This is a genomic window from Pseudomonas sp. LB3P14 (assembly GCF_054898045.1).
Genome location: NZ_CM142714.1, coordinates 6,559,462 through 6,585,498, shown reverse-complemented (window position 1 = coordinate 6,585,498; position 26,037 = coordinate 6,559,462). Strand labels below are relative to the sequence as shown.

28 protein-coding genes and 1 pseudogene are annotated in these 26,037 nt (G+C 58.3%); 16 read left to right on the top strand and 13 right to left on the bottom strand.

Annotated features, from left to right (window positions below):
• Positions 1-23: 23 nt before the first annotated feature.
• On the bottom strand, positions 24-413 hold the full coding sequence (locus ACYZT5_RS30245; protein WP_462048595.1) for a hypothetical protein: 390 nt from the start codon (positions 411-413) through the stop codon (positions 24-26).
• Between the two features lie 277 nt (positions 414-690).
• Between ACYZT5_RS30245 and rlmF the strand changes: the two genes are divergently transcribed.
• Positions 691-1,713, top strand: coding sequence for a 23S rRNA (adenine(1618)-N(6))-methyltransferase RlmF (rlmF, locus tag ACYZT5_RS30240; RefSeq protein ID WP_462048594.1), 1,023 nt, complete (start codon positions 691-693; stop codon positions 1,711-1,713).
• Positions 1,714-1,815: 102 nt separating this feature from the next.
• Here the strand turns inward: rlmF and ACYZT5_RS30235 are convergent, their stop codons facing one another.
• Complete coding sequence (locus ACYZT5_RS30235) at positions 1,816-2,097, bottom strand: HU family DNA-binding protein (RefSeq protein WP_007905514.1); 282 nt, start codon at positions 2,095-2,097, stop codon at positions 1,816-1,818.
• A gap of 394 nt (positions 2,098-2,491) precedes the next feature.
• Here ACYZT5_RS30235 and yejK point away from each other — a divergent pair, with 394 nt between their 5' ends.
• On the top strand, positions 2,492-3,496 hold the full coding sequence (yejK, locus tag ACYZT5_RS30230) for a nucleoid-associated protein YejK (RefSeq protein ID WP_462048593.1): 1,005 nt from the start codon (positions 2,492-2,494) through the stop codon (positions 3,494-3,496).
• Positions 3,496-3,846, top strand: a complete 351-nt coding sequence (locus ACYZT5_RS30225) for a glutaredoxin family protein (protein ID WP_462048592.1) — start codon at positions 3,496-3,498, stop codon at positions 3,844-3,846. Before yejK ends, ACYZT5_RS30225 begins: the two co-directional genes overlap by 1 nt.
• Positions 3,847-3,931: 85 nt before the next feature.
• On the opposite strand, the gene ACYZT5_RS30220 is transcribed toward ACYZT5_RS30225, so the two are convergent.
• Both ACYZT5_RS30220 and ACYZT5_RS30215 read right to left on the bottom strand, forming a co-directional pair.
• Positions 3,932-4,867 carry a glutathione S-transferase family protein gene (locus tag ACYZT5_RS30220; protein WP_462048591.1) on the bottom strand — a complete coding sequence of 312 codons (936 nt, stop codon included), beginning with the start codon at positions 4,865-4,867 and terminating at the stop codon, positions 3,932-3,934.
• Positions 4,868-4,955: 88 nt separating this feature from the next.
• A pseudogene (locus ACYZT5_RS30215) lies at positions 4,956-5,024 on the bottom strand (GIY-YIG nuclease family protein); the annotation flags it as partial.
• 161 nt (positions 5,025-5,185) lie between these two features.
• On the opposite strand from ACYZT5_RS30215, the gene ACYZT5_RS30210 reads away from it, so the two are divergent.
• Positions 5,186-5,641 carry a Panacea domain-containing protein gene (locus tag ACYZT5_RS30210; RefSeq protein WP_462048590.1) on the top strand — a complete coding sequence of 152 codons (456 nt, stop codon included), beginning with the start codon at positions 5,186-5,188 and terminating at the stop codon, positions 5,639-5,641.
• Positions 5,642-6,159: 518 nt separating this feature from the next.
• On the opposite strand, the gene ACYZT5_RS30205 is transcribed toward ACYZT5_RS30210, so the two are convergent.
• The 4 genes from ACYZT5_RS30205 to ACYZT5_RS30190 all read right to left on the bottom strand — a co-directional run bounded on the left by ACYZT5_RS30205 (position 6,160) and on the right by ACYZT5_RS30190 (position 9,072).
• Positions 6,160-6,471 (bottom strand): GIY-YIG nuclease family protein, encoded by a 312-nt coding sequence (locus ACYZT5_RS30205; protein ID WP_462048589.1) that lies wholly within the window; start codon positions 6,469-6,471, stop codon positions 6,160-6,162.
• Between the two features lie 40 nt (positions 6,472-6,511).
• Positions 6,512-6,982, bottom strand: coding sequence for a nuclear transport factor 2 family protein (locus ACYZT5_RS30200; protein WP_462048588.1), 471 nt, complete (start codon positions 6,980-6,982; stop codon positions 6,512-6,514).
• 124 nt (positions 6,983-7,106) lie between these two features.
• Positions 7,107-8,423, bottom strand: coding sequence for a CynX/NimT family MFS transporter (locus tag ACYZT5_RS30195; RefSeq protein ID WP_462048587.1), 1,317 nt, complete (start codon positions 8,421-8,423; stop codon positions 7,107-7,109).
• The gene (locus ACYZT5_RS30190; protein WP_462048586.1) at positions 8,413-9,072 is read right to left on the bottom strand and encodes a FadR/GntR family transcriptional regulator; all 660 of its coding nucleotides are present in this window, start codon (positions 9,070-9,072) and stop codon (positions 8,413-8,415) included. The genes ACYZT5_RS30195 and ACYZT5_RS30190 overlap by 11 nt, the downstream gene beginning before the upstream one ends.
• A 166-nt stretch (positions 9,073-9,238) precedes the next feature.
• On the opposite strand from ACYZT5_RS30190, the gene ACYZT5_RS30185 reads away from it, so the two are divergent.
• Both ACYZT5_RS30185 and ACYZT5_RS30180 read left to right on the top strand, forming a co-directional pair.
• Positions 9,239-9,550 (top strand): type II toxin-antitoxin system MqsR family toxin, encoded by a 312-nt coding sequence (locus ACYZT5_RS30185; RefSeq protein WP_462048585.1) that lies wholly within the window; start codon positions 9,239-9,241, stop codon positions 9,548-9,550.
• A complete protein-coding gene (locus ACYZT5_RS30180) occupies positions 9,547-10,035 on the top strand; it encodes a type II toxin-antitoxin system MqsA family antitoxin (RefSeq protein WP_462048584.1) in 489 nt (162 codons plus the stop codon). Before ACYZT5_RS30185 ends, ACYZT5_RS30180 begins: the two co-directional genes overlap by 4 nt.
• Positions 10,036-10,099: 64 nt before the next feature.
• On the opposite strand, the gene ACYZT5_RS30175 is transcribed toward ACYZT5_RS30180, so the two are convergent.
• The 4 genes from ACYZT5_RS30175 to ACYZT5_RS30160 form a co-directional block, all read right to left on the bottom strand.
• On the bottom strand, positions 10,100-10,864 hold the full coding sequence (locus ACYZT5_RS30175) for an amino acid ABC transporter ATP-binding protein (RefSeq protein WP_462048583.1): 765 nt from the start codon (positions 10,862-10,864) through the stop codon (positions 10,100-10,102).
• A gap of 11 nt (positions 10,865-10,875) precedes the next feature.
• Positions 10,876-11,973, bottom strand: a complete 1,098-nt coding sequence (locus ACYZT5_RS30170; RefSeq protein WP_462048582.1) for an amino acid ABC transporter permease — start codon at positions 11,971-11,973, stop codon at positions 10,876-10,878.
• 10 nt (positions 11,974-11,983) lie between these two features.
• Positions 11,984-13,165 (bottom strand): amino acid ABC transporter permease, encoded by a 1,182-nt coding sequence (locus tag ACYZT5_RS30165; RefSeq protein ID WP_462048581.1) that lies wholly within the window; start codon positions 13,163-13,165, stop codon positions 11,984-11,986.
• A gap of 65 nt (positions 13,166-13,230) precedes the next feature.
• Positions 13,231-14,259: an amino acid ABC transporter substrate-binding protein gene (locus tag ACYZT5_RS30160; RefSeq protein WP_462048580.1), complete on the bottom strand. Its 1,029-nt coding sequence runs from the start codon at positions 14,257-14,259 to the stop codon at positions 13,231-13,233.
• A gap of 467 nt (positions 14,260-14,726) precedes the next feature.
• Between ACYZT5_RS30160 and ACYZT5_RS30155 the strand changes: the two genes are divergently transcribed.
• From ACYZT5_RS30155 to ACYZT5_RS30135, 5 genes are all read left to right on the top strand, one after another.
• Positions 14,727-15,383 carry an alpha/beta hydrolase gene (locus tag ACYZT5_RS30155; RefSeq protein WP_462048579.1) on the top strand — a complete coding sequence of 219 codons (657 nt, stop codon included), beginning with the start codon at positions 14,727-14,729 and terminating at the stop codon, positions 15,381-15,383.
• Between the two features lie 91 nt (positions 15,384-15,474).
• On the top strand, positions 15,475-16,962 hold the full coding sequence (gene rhlB / locus ACYZT5_RS30150) for an ATP-dependent RNA helicase RhlB (protein ID WP_462048578.1): 1,488 nt from the start codon (positions 15,475-15,477) through the stop codon (positions 16,960-16,962).
• 141 nt (positions 16,963-17,103) lie between these two features.
• Positions 17,104-18,051 carry an ornithine cyclodeaminase family protein gene (locus ACYZT5_RS30145; protein ID WP_462048577.1) on the top strand — a complete coding sequence of 316 codons (948 nt, stop codon included), beginning with the start codon at positions 17,104-17,106 and terminating at the stop codon, positions 18,049-18,051.
• A gap of 160 nt (positions 18,052-18,211) precedes the next feature.
• On the top strand, positions 18,212-19,339 hold the full coding sequence (locus ACYZT5_RS30140; protein WP_462048576.1) for an NAD(P)/FAD-dependent oxidoreductase: 1,128 nt from the start codon (positions 18,212-18,214) through the stop codon (positions 19,337-19,339).
• 92 nt (positions 19,340-19,431) lie between these two features.
• The gene (locus ACYZT5_RS30135; protein WP_462048575.1) at positions 19,432-20,088 is read left to right on the top strand and encodes a helix-turn-helix transcriptional regulator; all 657 of its coding nucleotides are present in this window, start codon (positions 19,432-19,434) and stop codon (positions 20,086-20,088) included.
• A 94-nt stretch (positions 20,089-20,182) separates the two neighbouring features.
• Here the strand turns inward: ACYZT5_RS30135 and hmpA are convergent, their stop codons facing one another.
• Positions 20,183-21,364, bottom strand: coding sequence for an NO-inducible flavohemoprotein (gene hmpA, locus ACYZT5_RS30130; protein ID WP_462048574.1), 1,182 nt, complete (start codon positions 21,362-21,364; stop codon positions 20,183-20,185).
• A gap of 157 nt (positions 21,365-21,521) precedes the next feature.
• Here hmpA and norR point away from each other — a divergent pair, with 157 nt between their 5' ends.
• The 5 genes from norR to ACYZT5_RS30105 all read left to right on the top strand — a co-directional run bounded on the left by norR (position 21,522) and on the right by ACYZT5_RS30105 (position 25,930).
• The gene (gene norR, locus ACYZT5_RS30125) at positions 21,522-23,072 is read left to right on the top strand and encodes a nitric oxide reductase transcriptional regulator NorR (RefSeq protein WP_462048573.1); all 1,551 of its coding nucleotides are present in this window, start codon (positions 21,522-21,524) and stop codon (positions 23,070-23,072) included.
• A 266-nt stretch (positions 23,073-23,338) separates the two neighbouring features.
• Positions 23,339-24,241 carry a chemotaxis protein CheV gene (locus tag ACYZT5_RS30120; RefSeq protein ID WP_223488608.1) on the top strand — a complete coding sequence of 301 codons (903 nt, stop codon included), beginning with the start codon at positions 23,339-23,341 and terminating at the stop codon, positions 24,239-24,241.
• A 27-nt stretch (positions 24,242-24,268) separates the two neighbouring features.
• Positions 24,269-24,727 carry a GNAT family N-acetyltransferase gene (locus tag ACYZT5_RS30115; RefSeq protein WP_462048572.1) on the top strand — a complete coding sequence of 153 codons (459 nt, stop codon included), beginning with the start codon at positions 24,269-24,271 and terminating at the stop codon, positions 24,725-24,727.
• 43 nt (positions 24,728-24,770) lie between these two features.
• A complete protein-coding gene (locus ACYZT5_RS30110) occupies positions 24,771-25,097 on the top strand; it encodes a hypothetical protein (RefSeq protein WP_462048571.1) in 327 nt (108 codons plus the stop codon).
• Between the two features lie 83 nt (positions 25,098-25,180).
• Positions 25,181-25,930 carry a YkgJ family cysteine cluster protein gene (locus tag ACYZT5_RS30105; protein ID WP_462048570.1) on the top strand — a complete coding sequence of 250 codons (750 nt, stop codon included), beginning with the start codon at positions 25,181-25,183 and terminating at the stop codon, positions 25,928-25,930.
• The last annotated feature ends 107 nt before the right edge of the window (positions 25,931-26,037 follow it).

Sequence of the window (26,037 nt, the reverse complement as noted above, 5' to 3'; positions counted from 1 at the left end):
GGCCTCCCTTTTTCATGCCTGAATTATTCTTCTGGACAGAAATCTCCTGCCGCGTCAACCAAAACAACCTGAACATGGGCCTTAGTAGATTCGCCACCATTGATGGTATAGGCGGCTCGCGCCGATCCATCTCGAATGGGCTTGATGTGCTTATAATAATCGCCAATAGTTTTTATCAATCCCTTGTTAATATCTTCCGGGGTAACAAAATGATTGAGTGATGTCGCCGTTTCAGGAATAGGCTCTTTGCCTTCTCTGTCTTTGTATCCTAACCATGAAAGTTTCAATACTGCGCCGACCTGTACTCCAGTCAGCGAGCCAATTTTTACTCGGATACCTCGTACAGGATTCGAATTGCAGTTAATAATTCCATACATCGGATCAGCATCTGGAAACTCAATAGCTGGATTCATAGTCGTTCTCCATTACATCGTAGTTGGTCAGGTTTTGAGCCACTGATATATGCGACTGAAGCGGCTGTTCAAATTCGCAGTAAACTGAATCCAAGCAGTCAGCAGTCAACGACGTAAGTAAACGTGAAAAATGACTGGGTAGACCACTGTCATAAGTGACAGTTTTTTAGACTTACTTCGCATAATAAAACGCAACAATCACACAATGCAGACCGGTCTAATAGTAGATGTGGGACAATACCCGCCACTTTTAGCCATACCCGAATCGACAACGCCCATGAACGCCCCCCGCACACCAAGACCTGCGCGCAAGAAGCCTGACACCGCCACCCCGGCCAAAGCCGTGGAGCCTCGCGAGAAGGCCAGCCTGCACCCGCGCAACCGCCATCAGGGTCGTTACGACTTCCCGGCGCTGATCAAAACCACGCCGGAACTGGCGAAGTTCGTGATCATCAACCCGTATGGCAAGGAAAGCATCGACTTCGCCAGCCCGGACGCGGTGCGTGTGTTCAACCGGGCGCTGCTCAAATCCTTTTATGGCATCGCCCACTGGGACATCCCGGCTGATTATCTCTGCCCCCCGGTTCCGGGCCGTGCCGATTACGTGCATTTCCTGGCCGACCTGCTGGCCAGCGTCAACGACGGCGAGATCCCTCGCGGCGCGCCGGTCAAGGTGCTCGATATCGGCATGGGCGCGAACTGCGTCTATCCGTTGATCGGCTACAGCGACTACCGCTGGCACTTCCTGGGCTCGGAAATCGACCCGACGGCCGTGGCCGCTGCCAAAGCCATCGTGCAGTCCAACGGGTTGAACAAAGCCATCCAGTTGCGTCAGCAAAGCAATCCCAAGCACATTCTGCTGGGTCTGCTGGAACCCGGCGAACGCTTTGACCTGACCATGTGCAACCCGCCGTTCCACGCCTCAATGGACGAGGCCACCAAGGGCAGCGAGCGTAAATGGCGCGCGCTGGGCCGCGCCGACCCGAAGCGCAAACTGCCGGTGCTGAACTTTGGCGGTCAATCGGCCGAACTGTGGTGTGAAGGTGGCGAAGCACGGTTTGTGACGCAACTGATCGCTGAGAGCGCGCACTTTCAACACAAAGTGCTTTGGTTCAGCACGCTGGTTTCGAAGGCCTCCAACCTGCCGTCGATCCAGACCGCACTGAAAAAGGCTGGCGTATTGGAAAGCCAGGTCGTGGAAATGTCCCAAGGGCAGAAGCAAAGCCGTTTTGTCGCTTGGACCTTCCAGACCAAATCCGAGCAACAAACCTGGCGCGAACGCTGGGTTCGCAAGAGCTGAGTAGCGACTGAAACAGCGATTGGCCCCTGGTCAATCGCTGAATCGCAGACACAAAAAAACCGTGCCCGGATTGCTCCGGAGCACGGTTTTTTTTACTGCGTCTTACTTGTTAACAGCGTCGGTCAGGCCTTTGGCCACAACCAGCTTGATAACTTTCTTGGCAGCGATTTCGATGGCAGCGCCAGTCGAAGGGTTGCGGCCAGTGCGGGCAGGACGCTCAGTCACTTTCAGTTTGCCGATACCTGGCAGAGTGATTTCGCCGCCGTTTTCCAGCTGATCGGCAACGATTTGGCCCAGTTGGTCCAAAGCGTTACGCGCGGTGGTTTTTGGCGCGTCGATAGCTTCAGCGATGTCGGCGATCAGTTGGTCTTTAGTAAGAGCCATGTAGTGTTCCTTCCCTATCAAATTCATATGGATTGCAGAGTGCAGTGTCAGCCATCGAGCCCGATCTTCTGGATCTGGCACCCTCGGCCAATAACCACGGGATCGGGGTTATAGATACCGAAATCAGGGTTTGGTTCGACCTGACAAATGCTGAATGCACGCTTAACGCAGTGACTTCGCGTAAGACCGGGCAAAACTAGCACAGAGACGGGGAAATATCCGCCTCTAGCTACCCATTTGGTCAGCTTTATTGCTCTAAAAGTGTAAAAAACAGCATAAGCGTCATCGGACACCCGCGAATCGCCCTTCGTGCCGCGCCAAAACCAGTGGTTGCGGTACACTGAGCGCTTTTTCGGGGAGCACGCCCTCCTCTCTTCAATCAGCCGAGAAGCCCATGCCGATCCGTCATTGCATCGTCCACCTGATCGACAAAAAACCCGACGGCACACCTGCAGTTCTCCATGCTCGCGACGAAGAACTGCCCGAGTCGAGCGCCATCGAGTACATGCTTGCCGACCTCAATGAGAGCTACAACGCCAAACAAGGCAAGGCCTGGGGTTTCTTCCATGCCGAGTCCGGGGCGCATCCGTTCAGCGGCTGGCTGAAGGAATACCTCGATGACGGCAAGGACTTCACCGCGTTTAGCCGTGTGGCGGTAGAACATCTGCAAAAGCTGATGGAAGAGTCGAACCTCTCTGTGGGCGGCCACGTGCTGTTTGCGCATTATCAGCAAGGCATGACCGACTACTTGGCGATCGCCCTTCTGCACCACAGTGAAGGCGTTGCAGTGACCGATCAGCTGGACGTGACTCCGTCCCGGCATCTGGATTTGGGCCAACTGCATCTGGCGGCACGGATCAACGTGTCCGAGTGGCAGAACAACAAGCAGTCCAAGCAGTACATTTCGTTCATCAAAGGCAAGAACGGCAAAAAGGTTTCGGAGTATTTCCGAGACTTCATCGGCTGCCAGGAAGGCGTTGATGGCCCGGGCGAAACCCGCACCCTGCTCAAGGCCTTCAGTGACTTCGTCGAAAGCGAAGACCTGCCGGAAGAGTCCGCCCGCGAGAAGACCAAGACCCTGGTGGATTACGCCAGCAGCCAGGCAAAATTGGGCGAACCCATGGGCCTGGAAGAACTCTCGGAGCTGATCGACGAAGAGCGCCCGAAAGCCTTTTACGACCACATCCGCAACAAGGACTACGGCCTGTCGCCGGAGATCCCGGCAGATAAACGCACCCTTAATCAGTTCCGCCGCTTCACCGGTCGCGCCGAAGGCCTGTCCATCAGCTTCGAAGCGCACCTGTTGGGCTCGAAGATCGAATACGACGAAGAAGCCGGCACGCTGATCATCAAAGGCCTGCCGACCCAACTCACCGACCAGCTCAAGCGACGTAACTGATGCTCGGCGGCGTGCTGAAGAAATTCCTGCTGATCTTGCTGGTGGTCGTGGTTTATCAGAACTGGGGCAAGATCGAGCGGATGTTCCACCCGGCGCAGGTGGTGTCCGAGCAGACTCAGGCCAAGGCCAACGTCGTGCTCTACGCCACCGAATGGTGCGGTTACTGCAAATTGACTCGGCGCTTTCTCGACCAGAAAGGCATTCCTTATAAGGAATTCGATATCGAGAAGGATGCCGAGGCGCGCAAGGCCTATGAGGCGCTGGGTGGCGGCGGGATTCCGATTATCGATGTGAACGGGACGTTGATTCGCGGGTATGACCCGGACAGCATTCTCGCCGCGCTGAAATGATTTGAAGATCAAAGATCGTCCGAAGGCTCGGGCCGCGTTCGGACGATCTTGGCGATATCCCTATCGCCAGAGTATTAGTAATGGATCAGCGTTTTTCGATGCGAAACCCAAACCGCGGAAAGTGCACATGCACCACGCCGCCCCGCTCGTCTTCACGCCGCAGAATCAATTCTTCGCTGCCTGCAAACAGCAACTCACCGGCGACCGGGTTCACGCCGTAGTCCGTGGCAGCAATGACCACCTGCTGGCCAACCTCAAAACCATTCGGTTCGTCGAGTTGCTCATCCGGCAACGCGGCCGGTGTGGCACTACGCGCCACTTCCAGCGCCTCCTCGGACGTCATCTCGCTGAACGCGCCATGACCGAAGCCCATCACGCGACCAAACCAGGCCGAAACCGCCGGATAAGCATCGACCAGCGGTGACGTCACCGGCGTGGCTTTGAGGAACCACAGCGGATGGGCCAGGGCAAAGTCGGCAATCGACGGCTCGCCGAACAGGAAGTCGCCCTGCTCGCGCTGAAGCTGTTGCTCCAGACGCGTCATGATGGTCGGCCATTGATGCCGGGCTTGCTCGGCCGACAACCGTGTAGCACTGCCACCACTGAACAACTCGGCGCGGTCAGCCATGAACGCCTTGATCGCCTCCGGCGGCAAATTGCCGAAACGCACGGCTATCGATTCCGGCTGAAATACCAGGCTGACCGCGTGCTGGAACACCACAGAATCCGCCCACGTGGCGAAGGTCGCGGCGATCATTTCCTGACCTTCCGGGAAGAATGCCGGCAAGGCTTTTTCCTGCTCCAGACGGCGGGCGATCAGCGACGTGTCGCAATAGATATCCGCGCCAACCTGCAACACCGGTGTCCTGCGGTAGCCGCCGGTCAGCGCGGTCAGATCGGGTTTAGGCATCACCGGCGAGATCTTCACCGAGCGCCAGGACAGCCCCTTGAAGCCCAGCAGCAGGCGGGCCTTTTCGGCGAAAGGGGACGTCGGGTAATGATGAAGAATTAACTCTGACATGCTCGGCTCCGCCGCACGGATAGGGAATCCGCAGCTTAGCGCGCATTCCATGTGCAGCCCACCGATCTGCCTGATGGGCACTTATCAGTCAGATTGATAAGCCTGCGGCAGCGCTTGCGACCAGACATCCCTTGGCGCTTTTCTTGAGTTTTTTAATCGGCGAGCCATGGAGGCTGGAATTTGAAGATTGGACTCTGGATGATTCCAAGCACGCCAACTATCGGTTAACCACTGTACATATAGACACATAGGTTTATATCCGGCACATTTCGCCTCCGTTGTTATAATTTGAGTCTACAAACCCAAGGAGATTGAAAAATGCCTGCTCAACACATCCCGGTTCGGGCTGTCGATGTAGCAGCCGCCATCCAGGAAAGGATGGGGGAAATGACAGCTATGAAACTTCAAAAACTTGTTTACTACAGCCAGGCTTGGTCACTTGTATGGGACGAGGCACCGCTGATATCGGAGCAGGTGCAGGCTTGGGCAAATGGACCTGTAATTCCTGAGCTCTACACCGCTCATCGGGGCCTTTACACTGTCGCGCCGGGCCAGATCGAAGGCAATCCACGCAAACTCGACAAGGACCAGCTTGAAACGGTTGAAGCTGTTTTACAGCATTACGGCGACAAGCACTCTCAATGGCTAAGTGACCTAACGCACGCGGAAGACCCGTGGAAAAATGCACGCCAGCAGGCAGGCTTGACTGACGGAGCACGCGGCAACGTGGAAATTAGCCAAGCGGCTATGGCCGAGTACTACAGCTCTCTGTGAGGTTACATGGCGAAGGGATCGCAAAAGAAAGTACCTAAAACTCGCGTAGCCCCAACTTTCGACAAACCCGCAAAGCACCCGCATTCACGAGAGATGCCAGTGACCGGCATTTCATGGCGCTTTAGTCGTATTGATAAAGGTGGGCCGTTCTCGTGGTCCGATCTCGCAGAACCCGCCGACTACAAAGCAGTAATGGAGCGCTTGCACTGCTTTGAAACCATGTGTGCTCGGGAGATACGCGAAAGCGGGTCCCACGACATTGAGATTGCCGGCCTATCGAAAGAGGCGCGACAACGTCTCCAAGAAATCCAACAAGACGACATTGACTCCCTAATGTCGTTTCGCATTACTGGGCCCAAACGAGTTTTCTGTATTCGAGAACGTGAGGTTATGAGAGTACTTTGGTACGACCCCGATCACCGAGTCTGCCCCTCCATTAAGAAGCACACTTGAGCGGAGCTTGCACGGCTGCAGGTTTAGTACATAGCTCCAGAACTCTCACGTTCTTGATCAAACAATCAGATTGATAAGCCTGCAGCAGCGCTTGCGACCAGACATTCCTTGGCGCTTTTCTTGAGTTTTTTGATCAAGCGTTCCTGGCGCAGCGCTTCGCTTTTGTCGCGGCAGACTTCGGTGTAAACCAAGGCCACGGCCGGGCTGGAGAGGAAGAATCGCGCACCCTTGCCGCTCTGGTGAGTAGCGAATCGGCGCACGGGATCATCACTGATCCCGCAGTAGAGCGAACCATTGGCCGCGCGAACGAGGTAGACGAACCAGGGTTTGCTCACCGGCGTGTCGGCATCGACGGAGATTTCGCTGAGGGTGTTCACGTGACGATCAAGGCTTGAAAGGAAACAAGCCGCGATCTTATCAGCGACTGGCCTGGAATGCCTTCAGCCCCTTCAAGGCTTGAGCGCGAACAGCGTTTCTCACCGCTGGCGTCCAGCCCAACAGCAGCCCTTTGAAACCCAGTGCCTGCCGGGACCAGGTCCACATGTCGAAGCTGTCGTGATGCTCGCAGATCTTGCCATCGCGAAAAACGAAGCGTGCCTGAATATCGTTGACCACCGTGTTGCCGGTCTGGCTGAACAGGTACGTCGCCACCCAATGGGCACCACCAGCGCGCTCATCGCTGCGCACGTTATCGAACGTCAGGGAAAAGTCCTTGGCCCGGGTGGTGAGCATGCGCCACATGTCGCCGGCATCGCGGCCGCGCAGTTCGCCGAACGCTGGATCGCTGAACAGCACATCGTCGGTATAGCAGGCACTCATGGCCTCGGCATCCAGCCGCTGGAAAGCTTGGTAGAACTGGGTGATCAATGCGCTGTGGGCATCACTCATGGGCAGGCTCCCTGATGTGCAAATAGATGTGCAAAATGGTTTTGAAAGATTGCCTGCACGATAGTCAACAAACGCGCGGAACACTATCGGCATTCGTGGGCCGAATACCGACAGTGTGCGGGTGTCAGATCTTTTCGCTTTCGACCTGGACGTACAGCGAACGTCCGGCGCCGAGACCGGCAATGATCGCCCCGAGGCCAATGATGCCAAAGATCCAGCCCAGGGCGTTCCAGCCGCCGGTCCAGTCATGCACGATACCGACCGCGAACGGCCCCATGGACGCGAGGGTGTAACCGAAGCCCTGGGCCATGCTCGACAGGTTTGCCGCGACATGCGAGTCCCGCGAGCGCAGCACAATCAGGGTCAGCGCCAGACTGAACGTACCGCCCTGCCCCAGACCGAGCAGGATCGCCCAGCCCCACAAGCCTTCGATCGGCGCGTAGAGGCAACCGAATAAACCGCCAAGGGTCAGCAGCATGACGATGACGATCGCCAGACGCTGGTCCTTGCCGCGGGTCGCCAGCCACGGCGCGGCCAGTGAACTGGCCAACTGGACAATGACAGAACCCGAGAGCACCAGGCCGGCCTGGGTCGGGGTCAGGCCGCGGCCAATCAGGATCGATGGCAACCAGCCGAACACGATGTAGGCCAGGGACGATTGCAGGCCCATGTAGAGCGTCACTTGCCAGGCCAGCGGATCACGCAACAGACCGCGAACCCGATAGGCGACGTTGTGTGCGCCGTGTTTCTGCCCGACTTGTGGCAACCAGAAAATCGCCGCGACCAATGCCGGCACCACCCAGAAGCCGAGGCCCAGTGCCCAGCTCTTGTCGAAATGCTCGCTCAACGGCACGGTCGCGCCCGCCGCCATCGCCGCGCCCAGGCACAGGGCCATGGTGTAGACGCCGGTCATGGTCCCGGCCTGTTTCGCGAAGTCGCGTTTAACGATGCCTGGCAGCAACACGCCGATCACACCGATGCTGGCGCCGGCCAGCACGCTCCCGGCAAACAGGCCGATCTCGCCGAACGAACTGCGCAGGATGATCCCGCCGGCCAGCATCAAAAGAATCCCCAACACCACCCGCTCGGCGCCAAAACGTCGTGCCAGCACGGGCGCCAGCGGTGCAAACAAGCCGAGGCACAGCACCGGCAACGTCGTCAGCAAACCGGCCTGGGCTGCCGACAAACCGAGGGTCTTCGAGACCTCGCTGAGCATCGGCGCCATGCTCGACAGCGCCGGGCGCAGGTTCAGCGCCACCAGAATCAGGCCCAGCAGCAGCAACCACGGACGACGCAGGATCGGGTGGCTTTGCTGGACCTGTTCGTCATCGGCCTCGGCGTCGATCAGCAGTTCTTCGAGCTCCGCTGTGCGCTTGGCTTGGGGGATGCTGCTGTTGTTGACCTGCTGGCTGGACATGGGATTCTCGGTTTCAAGGTTCATTGATCAACTGCCTCGACAGGGCTTTGGCCCGTTCCGGGTCGCGTTGCTCGACGGCATCAAGCAGTGCGATATGAAGGTCGAACACCTCCTGGCGTCGGGGGCTGATGTTCAGGGTCTCGCGCAGCTGTGCACCGACGATGCTGGAGAAATAGCGATACAACTCGCTAAGCGTCGGGTTGTGCGCGGCGTCCACCAGACGACGGTGAAACACCAGATCGCAGGCGATATAAGTGTCGAGATCGCCGTGATAGTGACTGCCGCTGATGCCTAGCGCCTCACGCAGCGCCACAAGGTCTTCGTCGGTACGCCGCAGTGCGGCCAGACCGATGGCCTCGACTTCCAGAATGTGCCGAGTCTCCCGGGCTTGCTCGTGGGAGCAGCGGGACAACGCCTTCATGGTGTCGAGCGGATCGACCACCGCGCGCAGATAACTGCCATCGCCCTGACGGATTTCGATCAACCCGGAAAACGCCAACACGCGCATGGCTTCGCGCACGGTGTTACGGCTGATGCCTAGCTCCGCGGACAGCTCGGGCTCTGTGGGCAAGCGCTGGCCGACCGTCCAGACACCTTCGGTGATGCGCAGGCGTAATTGGTCCAAGGCCTGGTCAACCAGGGACCGTTTAACAAGCGGAGAAATGTCTGACATAGATTCGCCCTTTCATCCAATCATAGGATGAATTTTCTGACATGTTAGTCAGCTCCACGTAGGACGGCAACCGCCTACGGTCAGAGAGAGGGAAATGGAGCGGGATTTTCGATTAGTCAAAATTACCCTTTAAGGGTAATTTCAGGGATAGGGCTTTTAGTTTCTTATGGAAAAGAACACACCCCATTACGACTTGGCAGTGGTCAAGGCGGAGGTTGTCAGGTTTGGCAAAAAGGCGTTCACCCGACGGGCTCTGGAATCGGGCAATGACATGGGTTTCAACCTCTGGCAAATGATCCAGGCGATCTGTGCACTGGAGCGCCGAATGCTCTTCAAATCCATGACCTCCTATGTCGACCACCGGGTCTGGCAAGACGTTTATCACACAACATTTCATGGAATGGAGATTTACATCAAAGTGTCTTACCGCCCCGGCGGTGGACACCCGGTAGTCTCCTTCAAGGAGAAAAACCTATGAGAACGCAGCAATGCGTCAACTGCGGCACTCACGATGGAATGGGACACTTCGAAGGACGTACCCTCTCCGTCAATTACAAACAGATGTCGCGACTTGTTTACGATCTTGCAGGTTGGGAATGCAGGGTTTGCGGTGAAATCGAATTCGATCATGACACCGACAGCGCCGATCGCTATTCGGATGCCGGCGATCAATTGCTCAAGGACTGCCTGCAACTTATTGGCTCCGAGATAAAGCGTATCCGCCGCAAACTCCAACTCACGCAAAAAAACGCAGTGAAGTTGCTGTCCGGCGGTGGGAACAATGCCTTTTCGCGGTATGAGCGTGGAGAGCTGCCTGCGCCCAAACCGTTACTCACACTGATGCAGCTGTTGGATCGTCATCCCTATTTACTGGCGCAAATTCAGGTGTTGAACGAAGGTGCCGCCCTCAAACAACTATTGGCCGCCCGCCATCCGGAACTGGAAGCGGCACTAACCTCCTGACCTAAAACCCCAGACAAAAATAAACCCGGATCAAGTCCGGGTTCATTTCAACACTTGCGCAGGATCAATGCAGGATCTGACTCAAGAACAACTTCGTACGCACATTCTGCGGATTATCGAAGAAGTCGTTCGGCGCGGCCTGTTCGACGATTTCGCCCTTGTCCATGAAGATCACGCGATTGGCCACGGTGCGGGCGAAGCCCATTTCGTGGGTGACACAAAGCATGGTCATGCCGTCTTCAGCCAGGCCGATCATGGTGTCCAGAACCTCTTTCACCATCTCCGGGTCGAGTGCCGAGGTCGGTTCATCGAACAGCATGATTTTCGGTTTCATGCACAAGGCACGGGCAATCGCCACACGCTGTTGCTGACCGCCGGACAGTTGCCCCGGGAATTTATGCGCCTGCTCCGGAATGCGGACGCGTTCCAGGTAATGCATGGCGATTTCTTCGGCCTTGCGCTTGGGCATCTTGCGCACCCACATCGGCGCCAGCGTGCAGTTCTGCAGGATGGTCAGGTGCGGGAACAGGTTGAAGTGCTGGAACACCATACCCACTTCGCGGCGGACCGATTCGATCTGCTTGAGGTCGTTGGTCAGCTCCACGCCATCGACCACGATGCGCCCCTGCTGGTGTTCTTCCAGACGGTTGAGGCAACGGATGGTGGTGGATTTGCCGGAACCCGACGGGCCACACAGGACGATACGCTCGCCCTGTTTAACGTTCAGGTTGATGTCTTTCAACACGTGGAACTGGCCGTACCACTTGTTCACGCCCTGCATCTGAATAATGCCTTCAGGGCTCACAGGCTGTTTGATCGCTTCACTCATAAACTACGCTCCTAACGCTTGTGGCCAGTGTCCAGCTTACGTTCCAAATGCATGGAGTAGCGGGACATACCAAAACAGAAAATCCAGAACACCAGGGCCGCGAACACATAGCCTTCGGTGGCCATGCCCAACCATTTCGGGTCGGCGGCGGCTTGTTTCACGCTGTTGAGCAAGTCGAACAGGCCGATGATGATCACCAGGCTCGTGTCCTTGAACAGCGCAATGAAGGTGTTGACGATACCGGGGATCACCAGCTTCAGGGCTTGCGGCAGAATCACCAGGCCCATGCTGCGCCAGTAACCGAGGCCCATCGCTGCAGCCGCTTCGTACTGACCCTTGGGAATCGCTTGCAGACCGCCGCGCACCACTTCGGCGACGTAGGCCGACTGGAACAGGATCACGCCGATCAGCGCTCGCAGCAGTTTGTCGAAGTTCATGCCTTCAGGCAGGAACAACGGCAGCATCACCGAAGACATGAACAGCACCGTGATCAACGGCACGCCGCGCCAGAATTCGATGAAGGTCACGCAGACCACCCGAATCGCCGGCATGTTCGAACGACGGCCCAGCGCCAGGACGATACCCAGCGGCAACGCACCGGCAATACCGACGGTGGCGATCACCAGGGTCAGCATCAGGCCGCCCCACTGACTGGTCGCCACGGTGCTCAGGCCGAAGAGACCACCATGCAACAGGAAGTAGGCAATGATCGGGTACAGCACCAGGAAGCTCAGGCCATACACCGCTTTATGGTGAAAGCGCGAGATAAACAACGGTGCCACGCCGATGACCGCCAGCCACACGGTCAGGTCCACGCGCCAGCGCAGGTCTGTCGGGTAGTAGCCGTACATGAACTGGCCAAAGCGCTGTTGGATGAACACCCAGCAGGCGCCCTCCTTCGTGCAGTCGGCGCGGGTAGTGCCGACCCAGTTGGCATCGAGGATCGCCCAGCTCAGGATCGGCGGCACCACCAGGTAGATCAGGTAGAACGCGAACAGGGTCAGCAGGGTGTTGAGCCAGCTGGAGAACATGTTGGCGCGCATCCACGCCACGACACCGATGCTGCGGCTCGGGGGTGGCATGTCAGGTTTGAAAGTATGAGTACTCATGCGCTTTTCCTTACCGCTCGATCAGCGCAATGCGCTTGTTGTACCAGTTCATCAGCAGGGAAATGCTGATACTGATCGCCAGGTACACGCTCATGGTGATGGCAATCACCTCGATCGCCTGCCCGGTCTGGTTCAGCACCGTACCGGCAAACAACGACACCATCTCCGGATAACCGATACCGGCCGCCAGCGAGGAGTTCTTCGCCAGGTTCAGGTATTGGCTGGTCAGCGGTGGAATGATCACGCGCAGGGCTTGCGGGATGATCACCTTGCGCAGCGTCGGACCGTTGCGCAAACCCAACGAGTGCGCCGCTTCGGTTTGGCCGTGGCTGACCGATTTGATGCCCGAACGCACGATCTCGGCGATGAACGCCGCGGTGTACACCGTCAGGGCCAGGGTCAGCGCCAGCAGTTCCGGGATCAGCACCCAGCCACCGACGAAGTTGAAGCCTTGCAGCTTCGGCATTTCCCAGTGCACCGGCGCGCCGAAGATCAATGCGCACAGCGCAGGGATCACCAGAAACAGCGCCAGGCCCACCCAGAATTTGTGGAACGGTACGCCGGTTGCTTCAAAGCGCTTGGTCGCCCAGCGATTCATCAGCACGATGGCGACAATGGCCACGACGATACTGACCACAAACGGCCAGAAACCCTCTGCCACCAGAGCGGCCGGCATGTTCAGGCCGCGGCTGCTGACGAAGAAGGTGTCGCCGAAGTTATGGCTGTTGCGTGGCCCCGGCATGGTCAGGAACACCGCGAAGTACCAGAACAGGATTTGCAGCAGCGGCGGAATGTTACGGAAAACCTCGACATACACCGTCGCCAGCTTGGCAATGATCCAGTTCTTCGACAGCCGTGACACACCGACGATAAACCCGAGGATCGTCGCCAGGATCACGCCGATGAAGGTCACCAGCAGCGTATTGAGCAGGCCGATGACAAACACCCGGGCATACGTGTCCGATTCGGTGTAGTCGATCAGGTGTTGAGCGATGCCGAAACCGGCACTGCGCTCCAGAAAGCTGAAGCCGGAGGTAATGCCCCGGTGTTGAAGGTTGGTCTGTGTGTTATCGAACAGGTACCAGCCCATCGAGACCACCGCCACAATGGTGATGATCTGAAATAGCCACGCACGCACTTTCGGATCGCTGAGGCTGAGCCTCTGCTTTGGTGCGCCGATTGAATTTTGCATGAAGTGCCCCGCAAATAATGGAACAGAACATCACCCGGCGGTTGGCCCACCGGGTGATAGAACCATCAGCGCACTGGTGGTGCGTATTGAATGCCGCCGTTGTTCCACAGAGCGTTCAGCCCGCGGTCAATGGCCAGTGGAGTGCCCTTGCCGAGGTTTTTCTCGAACACTTCACCGTAGTTACCCACTTGTTTGACGATCTGGACGACCCAGTCCTTCTTCACTTTCAGGTCTTTGCCGTATTCACCGTCAGAGCCCAGCAGACGAGCAACGTCCGGGTTCTTGGTGGCTTTGGCTTCAGCTTCAACGTTTTTCTGGGTGATGCCCATTTCTTCAGCGTTGAGCATCGCGAACAGGGTCCACTTGACGATGCTGAACCACTCTTCGTCGCCTTTACGCACGACCGGGCCCAGAGGCTCCTTGGAGATGGTTTCCGGCAGAACGACGTAGTCGGTCGGGGTCGCCAGCTTGCTGCGTTGTGCGTAGAGCTGGGATTTGTCGGAGGTCAGCACGTCGCAACGACCGGATTCCAGCGACTTGGCGCTTTCATCGGAGGTGTCGAAGGTGATCGGGGTGTATTTCAGACCGTTGCCGCGGAAGTAGTCGGAAACGTTCAGCTCGGTGGTGGTACCGGCTTGAATGCAGATGGTGGCGCCGTCGAGCTCTTTAGCGCTCTTCACGCCCAGCTTGTTGTTCACCAGGAAGCCGATGCCGTCGTAGTACGTCACGCCGGCAAACACCAGACCCATGCCCGAATCGCGCGAGCTGGTCCAGGTGGTGTTACGCGACAGCACGTCGATTTCGCCGGACTGCAGCGCGGTGAAGCGCTCTTTGGCGTTCAACTGGCTGAATTTGACTTTGGTCGCGTCGCCGAAAACGGCAGCGGCCACAGCGCGGCAGACGTCAGCATCGATACCGATGATCTTGCCAGTCGAGTCCGGTACCGAGAAGCCCGGCAGACCGTCACTTACACCGCACTGTACGAAACCTTTCTTTTGCACTGCATCCAGGGTTGCACCCGCCTGAGCGAACCCACTGACACCGAGTACTGCGGCTGCAGTCACGATAGCCAGGGTGGATTTCAACATCTTCATTCAAACCTCCAGTTTTGCTCTTGTTGTGTCGGAGCTTGAGTCCCGTCGCACCCTTATGAGGCGTTGTTGACCCGTGTTGGCTTTTTTTGGGGTCAACCGACGTAAGACCTGCGCTATGAGTCTAGTAGGAGAAAATCCACATCATGGACAACTCACTTCTCACCAATCGGCCGAACGGGCTGTAGCCCTTTCACGTTCGCGAAGCCCGTAGCGGCCACTGGCGAACATCCATCACCGGATTCTTTGCTATCCCACCGCTAGCAGTACACTGATAGTGTTACCGCAAGGCGCGAGATGGGTTGCACCGTTTTCCCATAGCAAAGCCCGTACCAGACCGCTCGCAGAAGCGATTCAGCGACAGGTCAATAGCAAAACTTGTAGCCTTGCGACATCTTCTTAACTGATCAACCAGGCGCGCACTCGGATCTCGCACTGAATGAGCGCGCACGCACATATATGGAGCACCCATGACCGAGCCCTTGATTCTTCAACCCGTCAAGCCCGCAGACGCCTGCGTTATATGGCTGCACGGCCTGGGCGCCGACCGCTACGACTTCCTGCCGGTGGCCGAAGCGCTGCAGGAAATCCTGCTGACCACCCGCTTCGTTCTCCCTCAGGCACCGACCTGCGCCGTGACCATCAATGGTGGTTACGAGATGCCGAGCTGGTACGACATATTGGCCATGAGCCCCGCGCGCGCGATCAACCGCGAGCAGCTTGAAGCGTCCGCGCAAAGGGTCTTTGGTTTAATTGAAGAGCAGCGCGCCAGCGGAATAGACGCTTCGCGAATATTTCTTGCAGGCTTTTCCCAAGGTGGCGCCGTGGTGCTACACACCGCCTTTCTGAAATGGCAGGGGCCGTTGGGTGGCGTACTAGCCCTCTCGACTTATGCACCGACCTTCAGCGATGAACTGGAGCTTTCCGCCAGCCAGCAGCGCATTCCTGTGCTGTCTTTGCACGGCCAGTACGATGACGTGGTGCAAAACTCCATGGGCCGGACCGCCTACGAGTATTTAAAGCAGCATGGTGTCACCGTGACATGGCAGGAATACCCAATGGGTCACGAAGTGTTACCCGAGGAAATTCGCGACATCGGTGTCTGGCTCGCCGAGCGCTTGCGTTAACTGTTTATGTGAAAAGCAGCCCATTGATCCATCCCACTACGCCGCGCCCGATTCTTGCATTACACTGGCCGGCACTTAACCAATTGATGAGATGACCGTGCTCAAAGCACTCAAGAAAATGTTCGGTAAAAGCGAGACTGAGCAGCTCGCGCCAGTCTCCAGCGCTCCGTCTCACCATCCCAGCCACCGCGCCGACGGTAATCAGTCTGGCCGGACCGCAACCGTAGCGGTACCGAAGCACGAGCCGATGGCCATACCGGCCGTCCAACCCGTTGAGGCTCAAGCCTCTGAAGAACCGAGCAGCGAAGCTGCGAAACCTGCAAAACCGCGTCGCGAACCGAAGCCAAAAGCGCCGGTTATTCCCTGGAAACTCGAAGACTTCGCCGTCGAACCCCAGGAAGGCAAAACCCGATTCCACGATTTCAAACTCGCCCCTGAACTGATGCACGCCATCCAGGACCTGGGCTTCCCGTATTGCACGCCGATTCAGGCACAGGTGCTTGGCTTCACCCTGGCGGGCAAAGACGCCATCGGTCGCGCCCAGACCGGCACTGGCAAAACCGCTGCATTCCTGATTTCGATCATCACCCAACTGCTGCAAACCCCGCCGCCGAAAGAGCGTTACATGGGTGAGCCGCGGGCGCTGATCATTGCTCCGACCCGTGAACTGGTGGTGCAGATCGCCAAGGACGCGGCCGACCTGACCAAATACACCGGCCTCAACGTCATGACGTTTGTCGGCGGCATGGACTTCGATAAGCAGCTCAAACACCTCGAAGCTCGTCATTGCGACATCCTCGTGGCCACCCCGGGCCGTCTGCTGGACTTCAACCAGCGCGGCGACGTGCATCTGGACATGGTCGAAGTCATGGTCCTGGACGAAGCCGACCGGATGCTCGACATGGGTTTCATCCCACAAGTGCGTCAGATCATTCGCCAGACTCCGCCGAAGAACGAGCGTCAGACGCTGCTGTTCTCCGCGACCTTCACCGAAGACGTGATGAACCTGGCCAAACAATGGACCACCGACCCGTCGATCGTCGAGATCGAGTCGCAGAACGTGGCCAGCGAAAACGTCGAGCAACACATTTATGCCGTTGCCGGCGCCGACAAATACAAACTGCTCTACAACCTGGTCAACGACAACGGTTGGGAGCGGGTGATGGTGTTTGCCAACCGCAAGGACGAAGTGCGGCGCATCGAAGAACGCCTGGTACGTGATGGCGTCAATGCCGCGCAACTGTCCGGCGACGTGCCGCAGCACAAGCGCATCAAGACCCTCGAAGGTTTCCGCGAAGGCAAGATCCGCGTACTGGTCGCCACCGATGTGGCCGGTCGCGGCATTCACATCGACGGGATCAGCCACGTAATCAACTTCACCTTGCCGGAAGTTCCGGACGACTACGTGCACCGCATCGGTCGCACCGGTCGTGCTGGCGCCGATGGCGTGTCTATCAGTTTTGCCGGTGAAGACGACTCCTACCAGCTACCGTCCATCGAGGCGCTGCTGGGTCGCAAGATCAGCTGTGAAACGCCACCGACACATCTACTGCGGGCGGTTGAGCGCAAGCGTCCGTAACGCGGGTCGCACTAAAAGAGGCGCAGCCGGAAACGGACTGCGCTTTTTTTTCGTCCGGCTTTTTTTCAACAGGAGCTTGCTCGCGACAACTAAAAGTCCATAATGGACAAATTAGTTTACTTCCAGCTCCCGGAGCCGACCATGTCCAGTACGCCCTACGTGATCACCCAACCCCAGGCCCGCGAGCTGCTGGCGCAGGTCGACGTGCCGCAGATCTTGCGCAAGCTGTTCCGCGACCTGGCTGCCGGGCAAGCCATGCAACCAGCGCAGCAACTGGTGGAGTTTCCGCAGGGCGCTGGCGACTTCATCAACTACCTGGGTGTGCTGGCCGAAGACGGTGTTTACGGGGTCAAGACCTCGCCGTACATCGTGCGTGAACAAGGCCCGCTGGTGACCGCCTGGACGCTGCTGATGTCGATGCAGTCCGGCCAGCCGCTGTTGCTCTGTGATGCCGGCGAACTGACCACGGCACGCACCGCTGCAACCACGGCAGTGGCGGTCGACGCCCTCGCCCCGCTGAAGGCCCGGCGCCTGACGATCATCGGCAGCGGCAAGGTCGCCCAGGCGCACCTGCACTACGTGAAACGTCTGCGCGAATGGCAGAGCATCAGCCTCTATTCGCCGAGCCTTAGCGACGAGAATCCCGAAGTATTGGCGCAGCTCAAAAGCCTCGATCCACGCCTGACCATCGCCGACAGTCGTGAAGCGGCGATTCAGGACGCTGACGTGATCATGCTCTGCACCTCGTCCGCAGGGCCGGTGATCGACCCTTCAAGCTTGAGCAAACCGGCGCTGATCACTTCCATCAGCACCAACGCACCGCGTGCCCATGAAGTACCGCCGCAGAGCCTCAATGACATGCACGTGTTCTGCGACTATCGCCTGACCACCCCGGGCTCGGCCGGCGAGATGCTGATTGCCGGTGAACAACATGGTTGGGACAAGAACGCGATTGTCGGCGACTTGCCTGATCTGCTCAGCGAAAAAGTCCAGCGCCCCGACTACGACCGTCATGTGTTCTTCCGCTCCATCGGTCTGGGCCTGGAAGACATTGCACTGGCGAATGCCCTTTACCGCTTGCAGCGCTAACACCACGAACCCTTGTAGGAGCTGTCGAGTGAAACGAGGCTGCGATCTTTTGACTTTGCTTTTAAAGGCAAGATCAAAAGATCGCAGCCTCGTTTCACTCGACAGCTCCTACAGGGGGCCATCGAAAACATTGGCATTTGCGCCCCATCAGGAGACGTTCATGAGCCAGGCAGATTTCATCATCATCGGCGGCGGGATTGCCGGCGCTTCCACCGGTTTCTGGCTGTCGCAGCACGCCCGAGTAATCGTGCTCGAACGCGAATCCCATCCGGCCTACCACTCCACCGGACGTTCGGCCGCACTGTTTACCGCCGCATACGGTACGCCTCAAGTTCGGGCGCTGACCCAGGCCAGCCGTGATTTCTTCGACGCGCCGCCATCCGGTTTCTGCGAACACCCGCTGCTGACCCCGCGTGGCGAGATGACCGTGGACTTCACCGGCGACCCGGCCGAACTGAACCATCAATACCTGAGCGCCAAAACCACCGTGCCGGAAATGCAGCTACTCAGCGTCGACGAGGCCTGCGTACGCTTGCCGATCCTGCGCCGGGAAAAAGTCCATGGCGCGATTTACGATCCGACCGCCAGCGACATCGACACCGATGCCTTGCACCAGGGTTACCTGCGCGGTATCCGACGCAATAAAGGCGAAGTTCATACCGACAACGAAGTCCTGAGCCTGACCCGTGACGCCGAAGGTGTGTGGCACGTGCAAACCAACGGTCAGACCTTCAGCGCCCCGATCATCATCAACGCGGCAGGCGCCTGGGCCGACAAAATCGGTGAGCTGGCCGGTGCCAAACCTCTGGGCCTGCAACCCAAGCGGCGCGCAGCGTTCATCTTCGCCGGCCCCGAGGGCGTGGACATCCATCATTGGCCAATGCTGGTCAGCCTCGACGAATCCTTCTACATGAAGCCCGACGCGGGGATGTTCCTCGGCTCGCCAGCCAACGCCGACCCGGTAGAACCGCACGACGTGCAGCCCGAAGAGCTGGACATCGCGATGGGCATCTACCAGATCGAAGAAGCCACCACCCTGACCATCCGCCGTCCGACCCGCACCTGGGCCGGCTTGCGCAGTTTCGTCAGCGACGGTGACTTGCTGTCCGGTTTCGATCCGCAGGTACCGGGGCTATTCTGGGTAGCGGCACAAGGCGGTTATGGCATCCAGACCTCGCCGGCCATGGGCCAGGCCAGCGCAGCACTGGTGCGCGGTGAAGCCTTGCCCGAGCAACTGACTCGCTTCGGTCTGAACACCGAGATGCTCTCCCCCGCGCGGCTGGGCTGACGTTCAGACTCAGGTGACGTGTCGACACGATTGCGGCAAACTTCCAGCGCCCTTTTTTGACGGGGCGCTGATGCTGCCTGGAGCTCCATTTTATGAACGCCCAAGAACAAGATCCGGCCCTTGATGACTCTCCATTGAAGAGCTCGCCGCTGGACAACTTCCGAGCGATCGCCGATGCCATCGCCACGTTGTTCTTTCCTCACGCCGAGGTGGTGCTGCACGATCTGCGCACACAGAAGGTCGACTATATCGCCAACAACCTGTCCAAACGGGAAGTCGGTGACGACTCGGCGCTGGAGGACATGCTCAGTGAAGAGATCAGCGAACGAAACATCGGGCCGTACGAAAAGCTCAATTGGGATGGCCAGAAGATTCGCAGCCTGAGCAGCGTGCTGCGCGACAACGAAGGTCATCCGCTGGCGGTGCTGTGCATCAATCTGAATATTTCGCTGTTCGAAAATGCCAAGGCCGCTTTGGATCTGTTCCTGTCACCGAGCAAGTTGATTCCGCAACCGGACTCCCTGTTTCGCGATGATTGGCAGGAGCGGATCAACACCTTCCTCCACGCCTGGCTGCGCGAACGTCAGCTGAGCCTGAACCTGCTGACCCGCGACCATAAACGCGAACTGGTGCTGGCACTGCACGCCGAAGGCGCCTTCAAAGGTAAAAGCGCCTCCAACTATGTGGCGAACGTGCTGAACATGGGCCGGGCGACGGTGTACAAACATTTGAAGGAATTGAAGGGCTGAAAGACCGACACGCACTCGTAGGAGCACGGCTTGCCGGCGAAGGCGTCCGCAAGATCGCTTTCGCCGGCAAGCCGTGCTCCTACGAGATAAGCGGTTACTCCAGCGCCGAAGCCGGCCCGAAGAATTCGTAACGGCTTTGCTTTTCCGGTACACCCAAGGCTTTGAGGTGGCGCTTGATCGCCGCCATGAAGCCTTTAGGCCCGAGGAAGTACGCGTCCAGATCGCGCTGTTGCGGCAACCACTCGCCCAGTTGCTCCTGGCTTAACAGGCCAACCTTGTGCGCCGCCGGGCTTACGCCATCATCTTCGTCGTAGCAATAGAAGCGTTTGAGTTGCGGGTGACGCTCGGCCAAGCCATCGATCCAGTCGCGGAAGGCGTGAACGCTACCGTTGCGTGCGCAGTGAATAAAGTGCACCGGCCGCTCGGTCGCCAGCGCCGCTTCGAGCATCGCCAGCGTCGGAGTGATACCGACGCCGCCGCTGATCAACACCAATGGTTTGTCGCTTTCGGTCAGGGTGAATTCGCCCGATGGCGGGAACAGTTGGATGCTGGCACCCACATGCAGTTGATCGTGCAAATGGTTAGAGGCGCGGCCACCGGTTTCACGCTTGACGCTGATGCGGTACTGACCCTTGTTCGCCAAGGCCGACAGCGAGTAGTTACGACGAATCTCTTCGCCATCGAGGATCAGTTTCATGCCGATGTATTGGCCTGGCTCTGCCGCCAGAATCGGGCCTTTGTCAGCCGGTTCGAAGTAGAACGAGATGATTTCCGCACTCTCCTCGATCTTGGCCACCACGATGAATTCCCGCGCCCCGCGCCAGCCGCCCGGTGCCTGCTCCTTCTGGTCGTAGATGCTGGTTTCGGCGCCGATCAGGATGTCGGCCAATTGACCGTAGGCAGCCCCCCAGGCGGCCATCACTTCAGGGGTGGCAATCTCGTCGCCCAGCACTTCGGAGATAGCTCGCAGCAGGCAGGAGCCGACAATCGGGTAGTGTTCCGGGAGAATTTGCAGGGCCACGTGCTTATTGATGATCTTGGCCACCAGGTCGCCCAACTGGTCGAGTTGGTCGATGTGCCGCGCATACATCAAGACACCGTTCGCCAGGGCACGCGGCTGATCACCGCTGGCCTGGTGAGCCTGGTTGAACAGCGGGCGGACTTCCGGGTACTCGGAGAGCATCATGCGGTAGAAATGAGTGATCAATGCTTCGCCACCGCTTTCCAGCAAGGGCACGGTGGATTTGACGATTGCACGGTCTTGAACGCTAAGCATAAAGGAGACTCCTGATCTACTTGGGGTGCCAACTGATTGCCTTATGCTTATCAGTTTCCGTGCCACAAATTAAAACGCTATAAATCAATAACTTGAATTCTTAATAGTCATATCGACACAGACTGTTTTATAGTCATACCGACTACATGGAGTCACTATGACTGCAAAATCCCTGCTTACCGCCCTGCTGCCACTGGTCTCCGACCTGTCCCGCGAACTCCCTGAAGGCGAGCGTTATCGGCGCTTGCTCGAAGCCATGCGTGCCCTGCTCCCCTGCGATGCCGCCGCCCTGCTGCGCCTCGATGGCGAATGGCTGGTGCCGCTGGCCGTCGACGGGTTGAGCACCGACACCCTCGGCCGACGCTTCAAAGTCAGCGAACACCCACGTTTCGAAGCCTTGCTCAGCAGCCCCGGCCCGACTCGCTTCGCCGCCGACAGCGAATTGCCCGACCCTTACGACGGCCTGGTCGATGGCCTCGACGATCATCTGGAAGTCCATGACTGCATGGGTTGCCCGCTGTTTATCGACGAACGTCCGTGGGGCTTGCTGACCCTCGACGCACTCGATCCGGAGCGCTTCGAACCGATCGAACTGGACGCCCTGGAAGCCTTCGCCAGCCTGGCCGCCGCCACGGTCAACGCCGCCGAGCGCATCGAACGCCTGGCCAATCGTGTCGAAGACGAACATCAGCGTGCCGAGGTTTACCGACAAGCCAGCGGCCAGCAGAACCGCGAGATGATTGGTCAGAGCAAGGCCCACAAACGGCTGGTGGAAGAAATCAATCTGGTGGGCGGCAGCGATCTTACTGTGCTGATCACCGGTGAAACCGGGGTCGGCAAGGAACTGGTAGCCCAAGCCATCCACGCCGCATCGCCCCGGGCCGACAAGCCGATCATCAGCCTCAACTGCGCAGCACTGCCGGACACGCTGGTGGAGAGCGAATTGTTCGGCCATGTCCGCGGTGCCTTCACCGGCGCAATGAACGATCGGCGCGGCAAGTTCGAACTGGCCAATGGCGGTACGCTGTTTCTCGATGAAGTCGGTGAGCTGTCCCTGACCGTCCAGGCCAAATTGCTGCGAGTTCTGCAAAGCGGTCAATTGCAGCGGTTGGGTTCGGATAAAGAGCATCAGGTCGACGTACGACTGATCGCCGCGACCAACCGCGATCTGGCGGAGGAAGTGCGCAGCGGCCGCTACCGTGCCGACTTCTATCACCGACTGAGCGTTTATCCATTGTTGGTGCCAGCACTGCGTGATCGTGGTCGGGATGTGTTGCTGCTCAGCGGCTATTTCCTGGAGCAGAACCGCTCTCGCATGGGCCTCAACAGCCTGCGCCTGAACAGCGACGCCCAGGCTGCATTGCTGGCGTATACATGGCCGGGAAATGTGCGGGAACTGGAGCACTTGATTGGCCGCAGTGCCTTGAAGGCGCTCGGTAATTGCAAGGAACGGCCGAAGATTCTCAGCTTGAGTGCGGCGGATCTGGATTTGCCCAATGGCAGTGTTGAGCCGGCAGCCGAGCCAGCCCCTGTCAGCCCTGCTGCTTTGGTCTCGGGAGACTTGCGGGTGGCGACCGAGGATTATCAGCGTCGACTGATCAACGCCTGTCTGGAACGGCACCATAACAATTGGGCGAGTGCGGCACGTGAGCTAGGCTTGGATCGGGCGAATCTTGGAAGGATGGCCAAACGCTTGGGAATGAAATAACGCGACCCCTTGCAGCTGCCGAAGGCTGCGTTCGACTGCGCAGCAGTCGTAAACCGGTAAACGCGGTGCCTCCGATACAACGCATTGCCCGGTTCAGCGAGGACTTCGCCCTCGAACGCAGCCTTCGGCAGCTGCTACAAAGTTCGCGTTGGTCGGCGATACCGGGTATTTAACCTAAAGCCTGCCCGCAACAAGTCGATAACCCGGCATCGATAGCTGTTGGCGATCCCGCGATCGCCCATCACCTTTTTCCACAGAAGGTTTTTATGTCTTCAAACAAAGCCCGCGCAGACTCACTTTCGCTTCTGCTGTTTACCTTGCGCAGCGGCAAGCTGATGGCGATCAACCTGCTGAAAGTCAGTGAAATCATTCCCTGCCCGCCGCTGACCAAACTGCCGGAGTCGCATCCCCACGTCAAAGGCATCGCCACCCTGCGCGGTGCGTCGTTGTCGGTGATCGACCTCAGCCGTGCCATCGGTGAACGGCCGCTGGAAGACCCTAACGGTGGTTGCCTGATCGTCACCGATGTCAGCCGCTCCAAGCAGGGTTTGCACGTTCAAGCGGTGAGCAAGATCGTCCACTGCCTGACTACCGACATCCGTCCGCCGCCCTTTGGCTCTGGCGGCGTGCGGTCGTACATCACTGGCGTGACCTCGGTCGACGGCACGTTGGTACAGGTGCTGGACATCGAAAAAGTGATCCATGGCATCGCCCCAGCGCAGATCGAAATGGCCCCGACCGAACTGAGCATGGAAGACGCCGAAGTACTCGGTAACGCGCGAATTCTGGTGGTCGACGACAGCCAGGTTGCGTTGCAGCAATCGGTTCACACCCTGCGCAACCTCGGCCTGCAATGCCACACCGCCCGCAGTGCCAAGGAAGCCATCGACTGCCTGCTGGACCTGCAAGGCACGGCCCAGCAAATCAACCTGATCGTCTCGGACATCGAAATGTCGGAAATGGACGGCTACGCCTTCACCCGCACCTTGCGTGAAACCCCGGATTTCTCGCACCTCTATGTGCTGCTGCACACCTCTTTGGACAGCGCGATGAACAGCGAAAAGGCCCGTCTTGCCGGCGCGAACGCGGTGCTGACCAAGTTCTCCTCTCCAGAATTGACCAAGTGCCTGATCGAAGCAGCCAAGGCTGTCGCTGAACAAGGTCATTGAGGCTTGAGCAAGGACTTCTGCTTTCTAATGCGGCGCAACCTCGCTGAAGGTGTGCCTGCGATCACTTGGCCTCAGGGAATCGTCCTCAGCGAATACCGCCCCGATCTGGCAGAAGCTGTTCATCGTTTGATGGAACTGGGTTATCAGCAAGGTGGCGGTCGCGTGCCGGCACTGGACGTCTGGCAACAGCGTTTTGAAACCGATCCGGAATACGACCCGACCCTGTGCTTCATCGCTCTGGATGCCGAAGGTATTGTGGGTGTTTGCCAGTGCTGGACAAGTGCCTACATCAAAAACCTGGTGGTGCATCCACGAGCTCAGGGCCTCGGGCTAGGCCGCGCATTGCTGGCACAAGCTTTCAAAGTGTTCCAGGAACGACGCGAAGGTTTTGTAGATTTGAAGGTGCTTGAGGGCAACCTTCGGGCGCAGCGTTTGTATGAAAGCGCCGGGATGCGTGTGGTCCGCCGGGAACCGGTTCCGGCCTGACAGACTCAGACCTAGGTCAATACCCGCCCACGGATGCCAGAATATGAAAGCCTCAACCCTGACCTTCCTCTGCCTCAGCGCCCTGGCCACCCAGGCCCACGCCTCGAGCCCCGACGCCTGGGCCGCGTACGACAAAGCCGTGCTCGCCAGTTGCACCAAGGCCAGCGGCCTGAAGAATGCCAAACCTGTCGGCAACGCCGCACAGTTTGATGACCGGGTTGGCTACACCGCACTTCTGTTACAAGGCCAATACCCGCAAAAACACATGAAAGGCCAGCAAGGCACCGAGCTGTGCCTTTACAACAAGAAAAGCAAAACCGCTTATGTCACCGAATGGGACTCCATCCGCCCAGCCGCCAAGGCGCAGTGACTGGCGCATAACTTGCTTCGACAGTGGCCTTTGCGGCGGCATTCTGTCGCCGTTTCATGCCCTCATAGGCGACTGGCCGCTCAATGAATACGACGTTTTCCTGCGTAGGTTGTGGCAAATGCTGCAACGACCACCACGTGCCCCTGACCCTGAGCGAAGCCCGGATGTGGGCGGCCGATGGCGGTCAGGTGATCGTGCTGGTGGAAGGTTTCCTGGGCAATGGCCTGGGCCTGCCCATGCAGCAACGCGAGCACGCCGAACGCCGTTCGGTGATGGTTCGAAGCGGCGCATCCGAGGCGTACATAGCCATCACCTTTGCCGCCTACAACGTCGGTCCTTGCCGGAATCTTGACGAAGACAACCTCTGCCGCATCTACGAACGTCGGCCGCTGGTGTGCCGCATCTACCCGATGGAAATCAATCCGCACATTCCCCTGAACACTGCGGTGAAGGAATGTCCGCCCGAGTCGTGGGAAAAGGGACTGGATCTGATTGTGGGTGGTGAATTGGTGGCTCAGGAACTGGCCGGATTAATCCAGCGCTCCCGTCAGGCTGATCGCGATGACGTTCGGACCAAGGATGCGATTTGTGCGTTGCTAGGAATTCGGACTACAGCGCTGAAGGGCGATGGCTTTACCGCTTATCTGCCGGATATGACCGCGTTTTCGATGGTCATCGATCAGGTTGCGGCGCAGCCGCTGGCTGAATCACACGCTGATTGGCTGTTTCATGTGTCGGGTGAGGACATTGCCGGGCAAGTGCAGGCGGCGGGTGCGCACGTGGCGACAGATACACCCGTGAACTATGCGTTTATTTCGTTGCGGGCGGCTTGATTCAGAAGTTGTATTGCCTGATATGGCCCCTTCGCGAGCAGGCTCGCTCCCACAATGGATCTTCGTCATACACAAAATCTGTGTGCTATGGAGATCAACTGTGGGAG

Coding starts and splice junctions, on each gene's coding strand:
- ACYZT5_RS30245 (WP_462048595.1), bottom strand. CDS start 413: ATGAATCCAGCTATTGAGTTTCCAGATGCTGATCCGATGTATGGAATT.
- rlmF (WP_462048594.1), top strand. CDS start 691: ATGAACGCCCCCCGCACACCAAGACCTGCGCGCAAGAAGCCTGACACC.
- ACYZT5_RS30235 (WP_007905514.1), bottom strand. CDS start 2,097: ATGGCTCTTACTAAAGACCAACTGATCGCCGACATCGCTGAAGCTATC.
- yejK (WP_462048593.1), top strand. CDS start 2,492: ATGCCGATCCGTCATTGCATCGTCCACCTGATCGACAAAAAACCCGAC.
- ACYZT5_RS30225 (WP_462048592.1), top strand. CDS start 3,496: ATGCTCGGCGGCGTGCTGAAGAAATTCCTGCTGATCTTGCTGGTGGTC.
- ACYZT5_RS30220 (WP_462048591.1), bottom strand. CDS start 4,867: ATGTCAGAGTTAATTCTTCATCATTACCCGACGTCCCCTTTCGCCGAA.
- ACYZT5_RS30210 (WP_462048590.1), top strand. CDS start 5,186: ATGCCTGCTCAACACATCCCGGTTCGGGCTGTCGATGTAGCAGCCGCC.
- ACYZT5_RS30200 (WP_462048588.1), bottom strand. CDS start 6,982: ATGAGTGATGCCCACAGCGCATTGATCACCCAGTTCTACCAAGCTTTC.
- ACYZT5_RS30195 (WP_462048587.1), bottom strand. CDS start 8,423: ATGAACCTTGAAACCGAGAATCCCATGTCCAGCCAGCAGGTCAACAAC.
- ACYZT5_RS30190 (WP_462048586.1), bottom strand. CDS start 9,072: ATGTCAGACATTTCTCCGCTTGTTAAACGGTCCCTGGTTGACCAGGCC.
- ACYZT5_RS30185 (WP_462048585.1), top strand. CDS start 9,239: ATGGAAAAGAACACACCCCATTACGACTTGGCAGTGGTCAAGGCGGAG.
- ACYZT5_RS30180 (WP_462048584.1), top strand. CDS start 9,547: ATGAGAACGCAGCAATGCGTCAACTGCGGCACTCACGATGGAATGGGA.
- ACYZT5_RS30175 (WP_462048583.1), bottom strand. CDS start 10,864: ATGAGTGAAGCGATCAAACAGCCTGTGAGCCCTGAAGGCATTATTCAG.
- ACYZT5_RS30170 (WP_462048582.1), bottom strand. CDS start 11,973: ATGAGTACTCATACTTTCAAACCTGACATGCCACCCCCGAGCCGCAGC.
- ACYZT5_RS30165 (WP_462048581.1), bottom strand. CDS start 13,165: ATGCAAAATTCAATCGGCGCACCAAAGCAGAGGCTCAGCCTCAGCGAT.
- ACYZT5_RS30160 (WP_462048580.1), bottom strand. CDS start 14,259: ATGAAGATGTTGAAATCCACCCTGGCTATCGTGACTGCAGCCGCAGTA.
- ACYZT5_RS30155 (WP_462048579.1), top strand. CDS start 14,727: ATGACCGAGCCCTTGATTCTTCAACCCGTCAAGCCCGCAGACGCCTGC.
- rhlB (WP_462048578.1), top strand. CDS start 15,475: ATGACCGTGCTCAAAGCACTCAAGAAAATGTTCGGTAAAAGCGAGACT.
- ACYZT5_RS30145 (WP_462048577.1), top strand. CDS start 17,104: ATGTCCAGTACGCCCTACGTGATCACCCAACCCCAGGCCCGCGAGCTG.
- ACYZT5_RS30140 (WP_462048576.1), top strand. CDS start 18,212: ATGAGCCAGGCAGATTTCATCATCATCGGCGGCGGGATTGCCGGCGCT.
- ACYZT5_RS30135 (WP_462048575.1), top strand. CDS start 19,432: ATGAACGCCCAAGAACAAGATCCGGCCCTTGATGACTCTCCATTGAAG.
- hmpA (WP_462048574.1), bottom strand. CDS start 21,364: ATGCTTAGCGTTCAAGACCGTGCAATCGTCAAATCCACCGTGCCCTTG.
- norR (WP_462048573.1), top strand. CDS start 21,522: ATGACTGCAAAATCCCTGCTTACCGCCCTGCTGCCACTGGTCTCCGAC.
- ACYZT5_RS30120 (WP_223488608.1), top strand. CDS start 23,339: ATGTCTTCAAACAAAGCCCGCGCAGACTCACTTTCGCTTCTGCTGTTT.
- ACYZT5_RS30115 (WP_462048572.1), top strand. CDS start 24,269: ATGCGGCGCAACCTCGCTGAAGGTGTGCCTGCGATCACTTGGCCTCAG.
- ACYZT5_RS30110 (WP_462048571.1), top strand. CDS start 24,771: ATGAAAGCCTCAACCCTGACCTTCCTCTGCCTCAGCGCCCTGGCCACC.
- ACYZT5_RS30105 (WP_462048570.1), top strand. CDS start 25,181: ATGAATACGACGTTTTCCTGCGTAGGTTGTGGCAAATGCTGCAACGAC.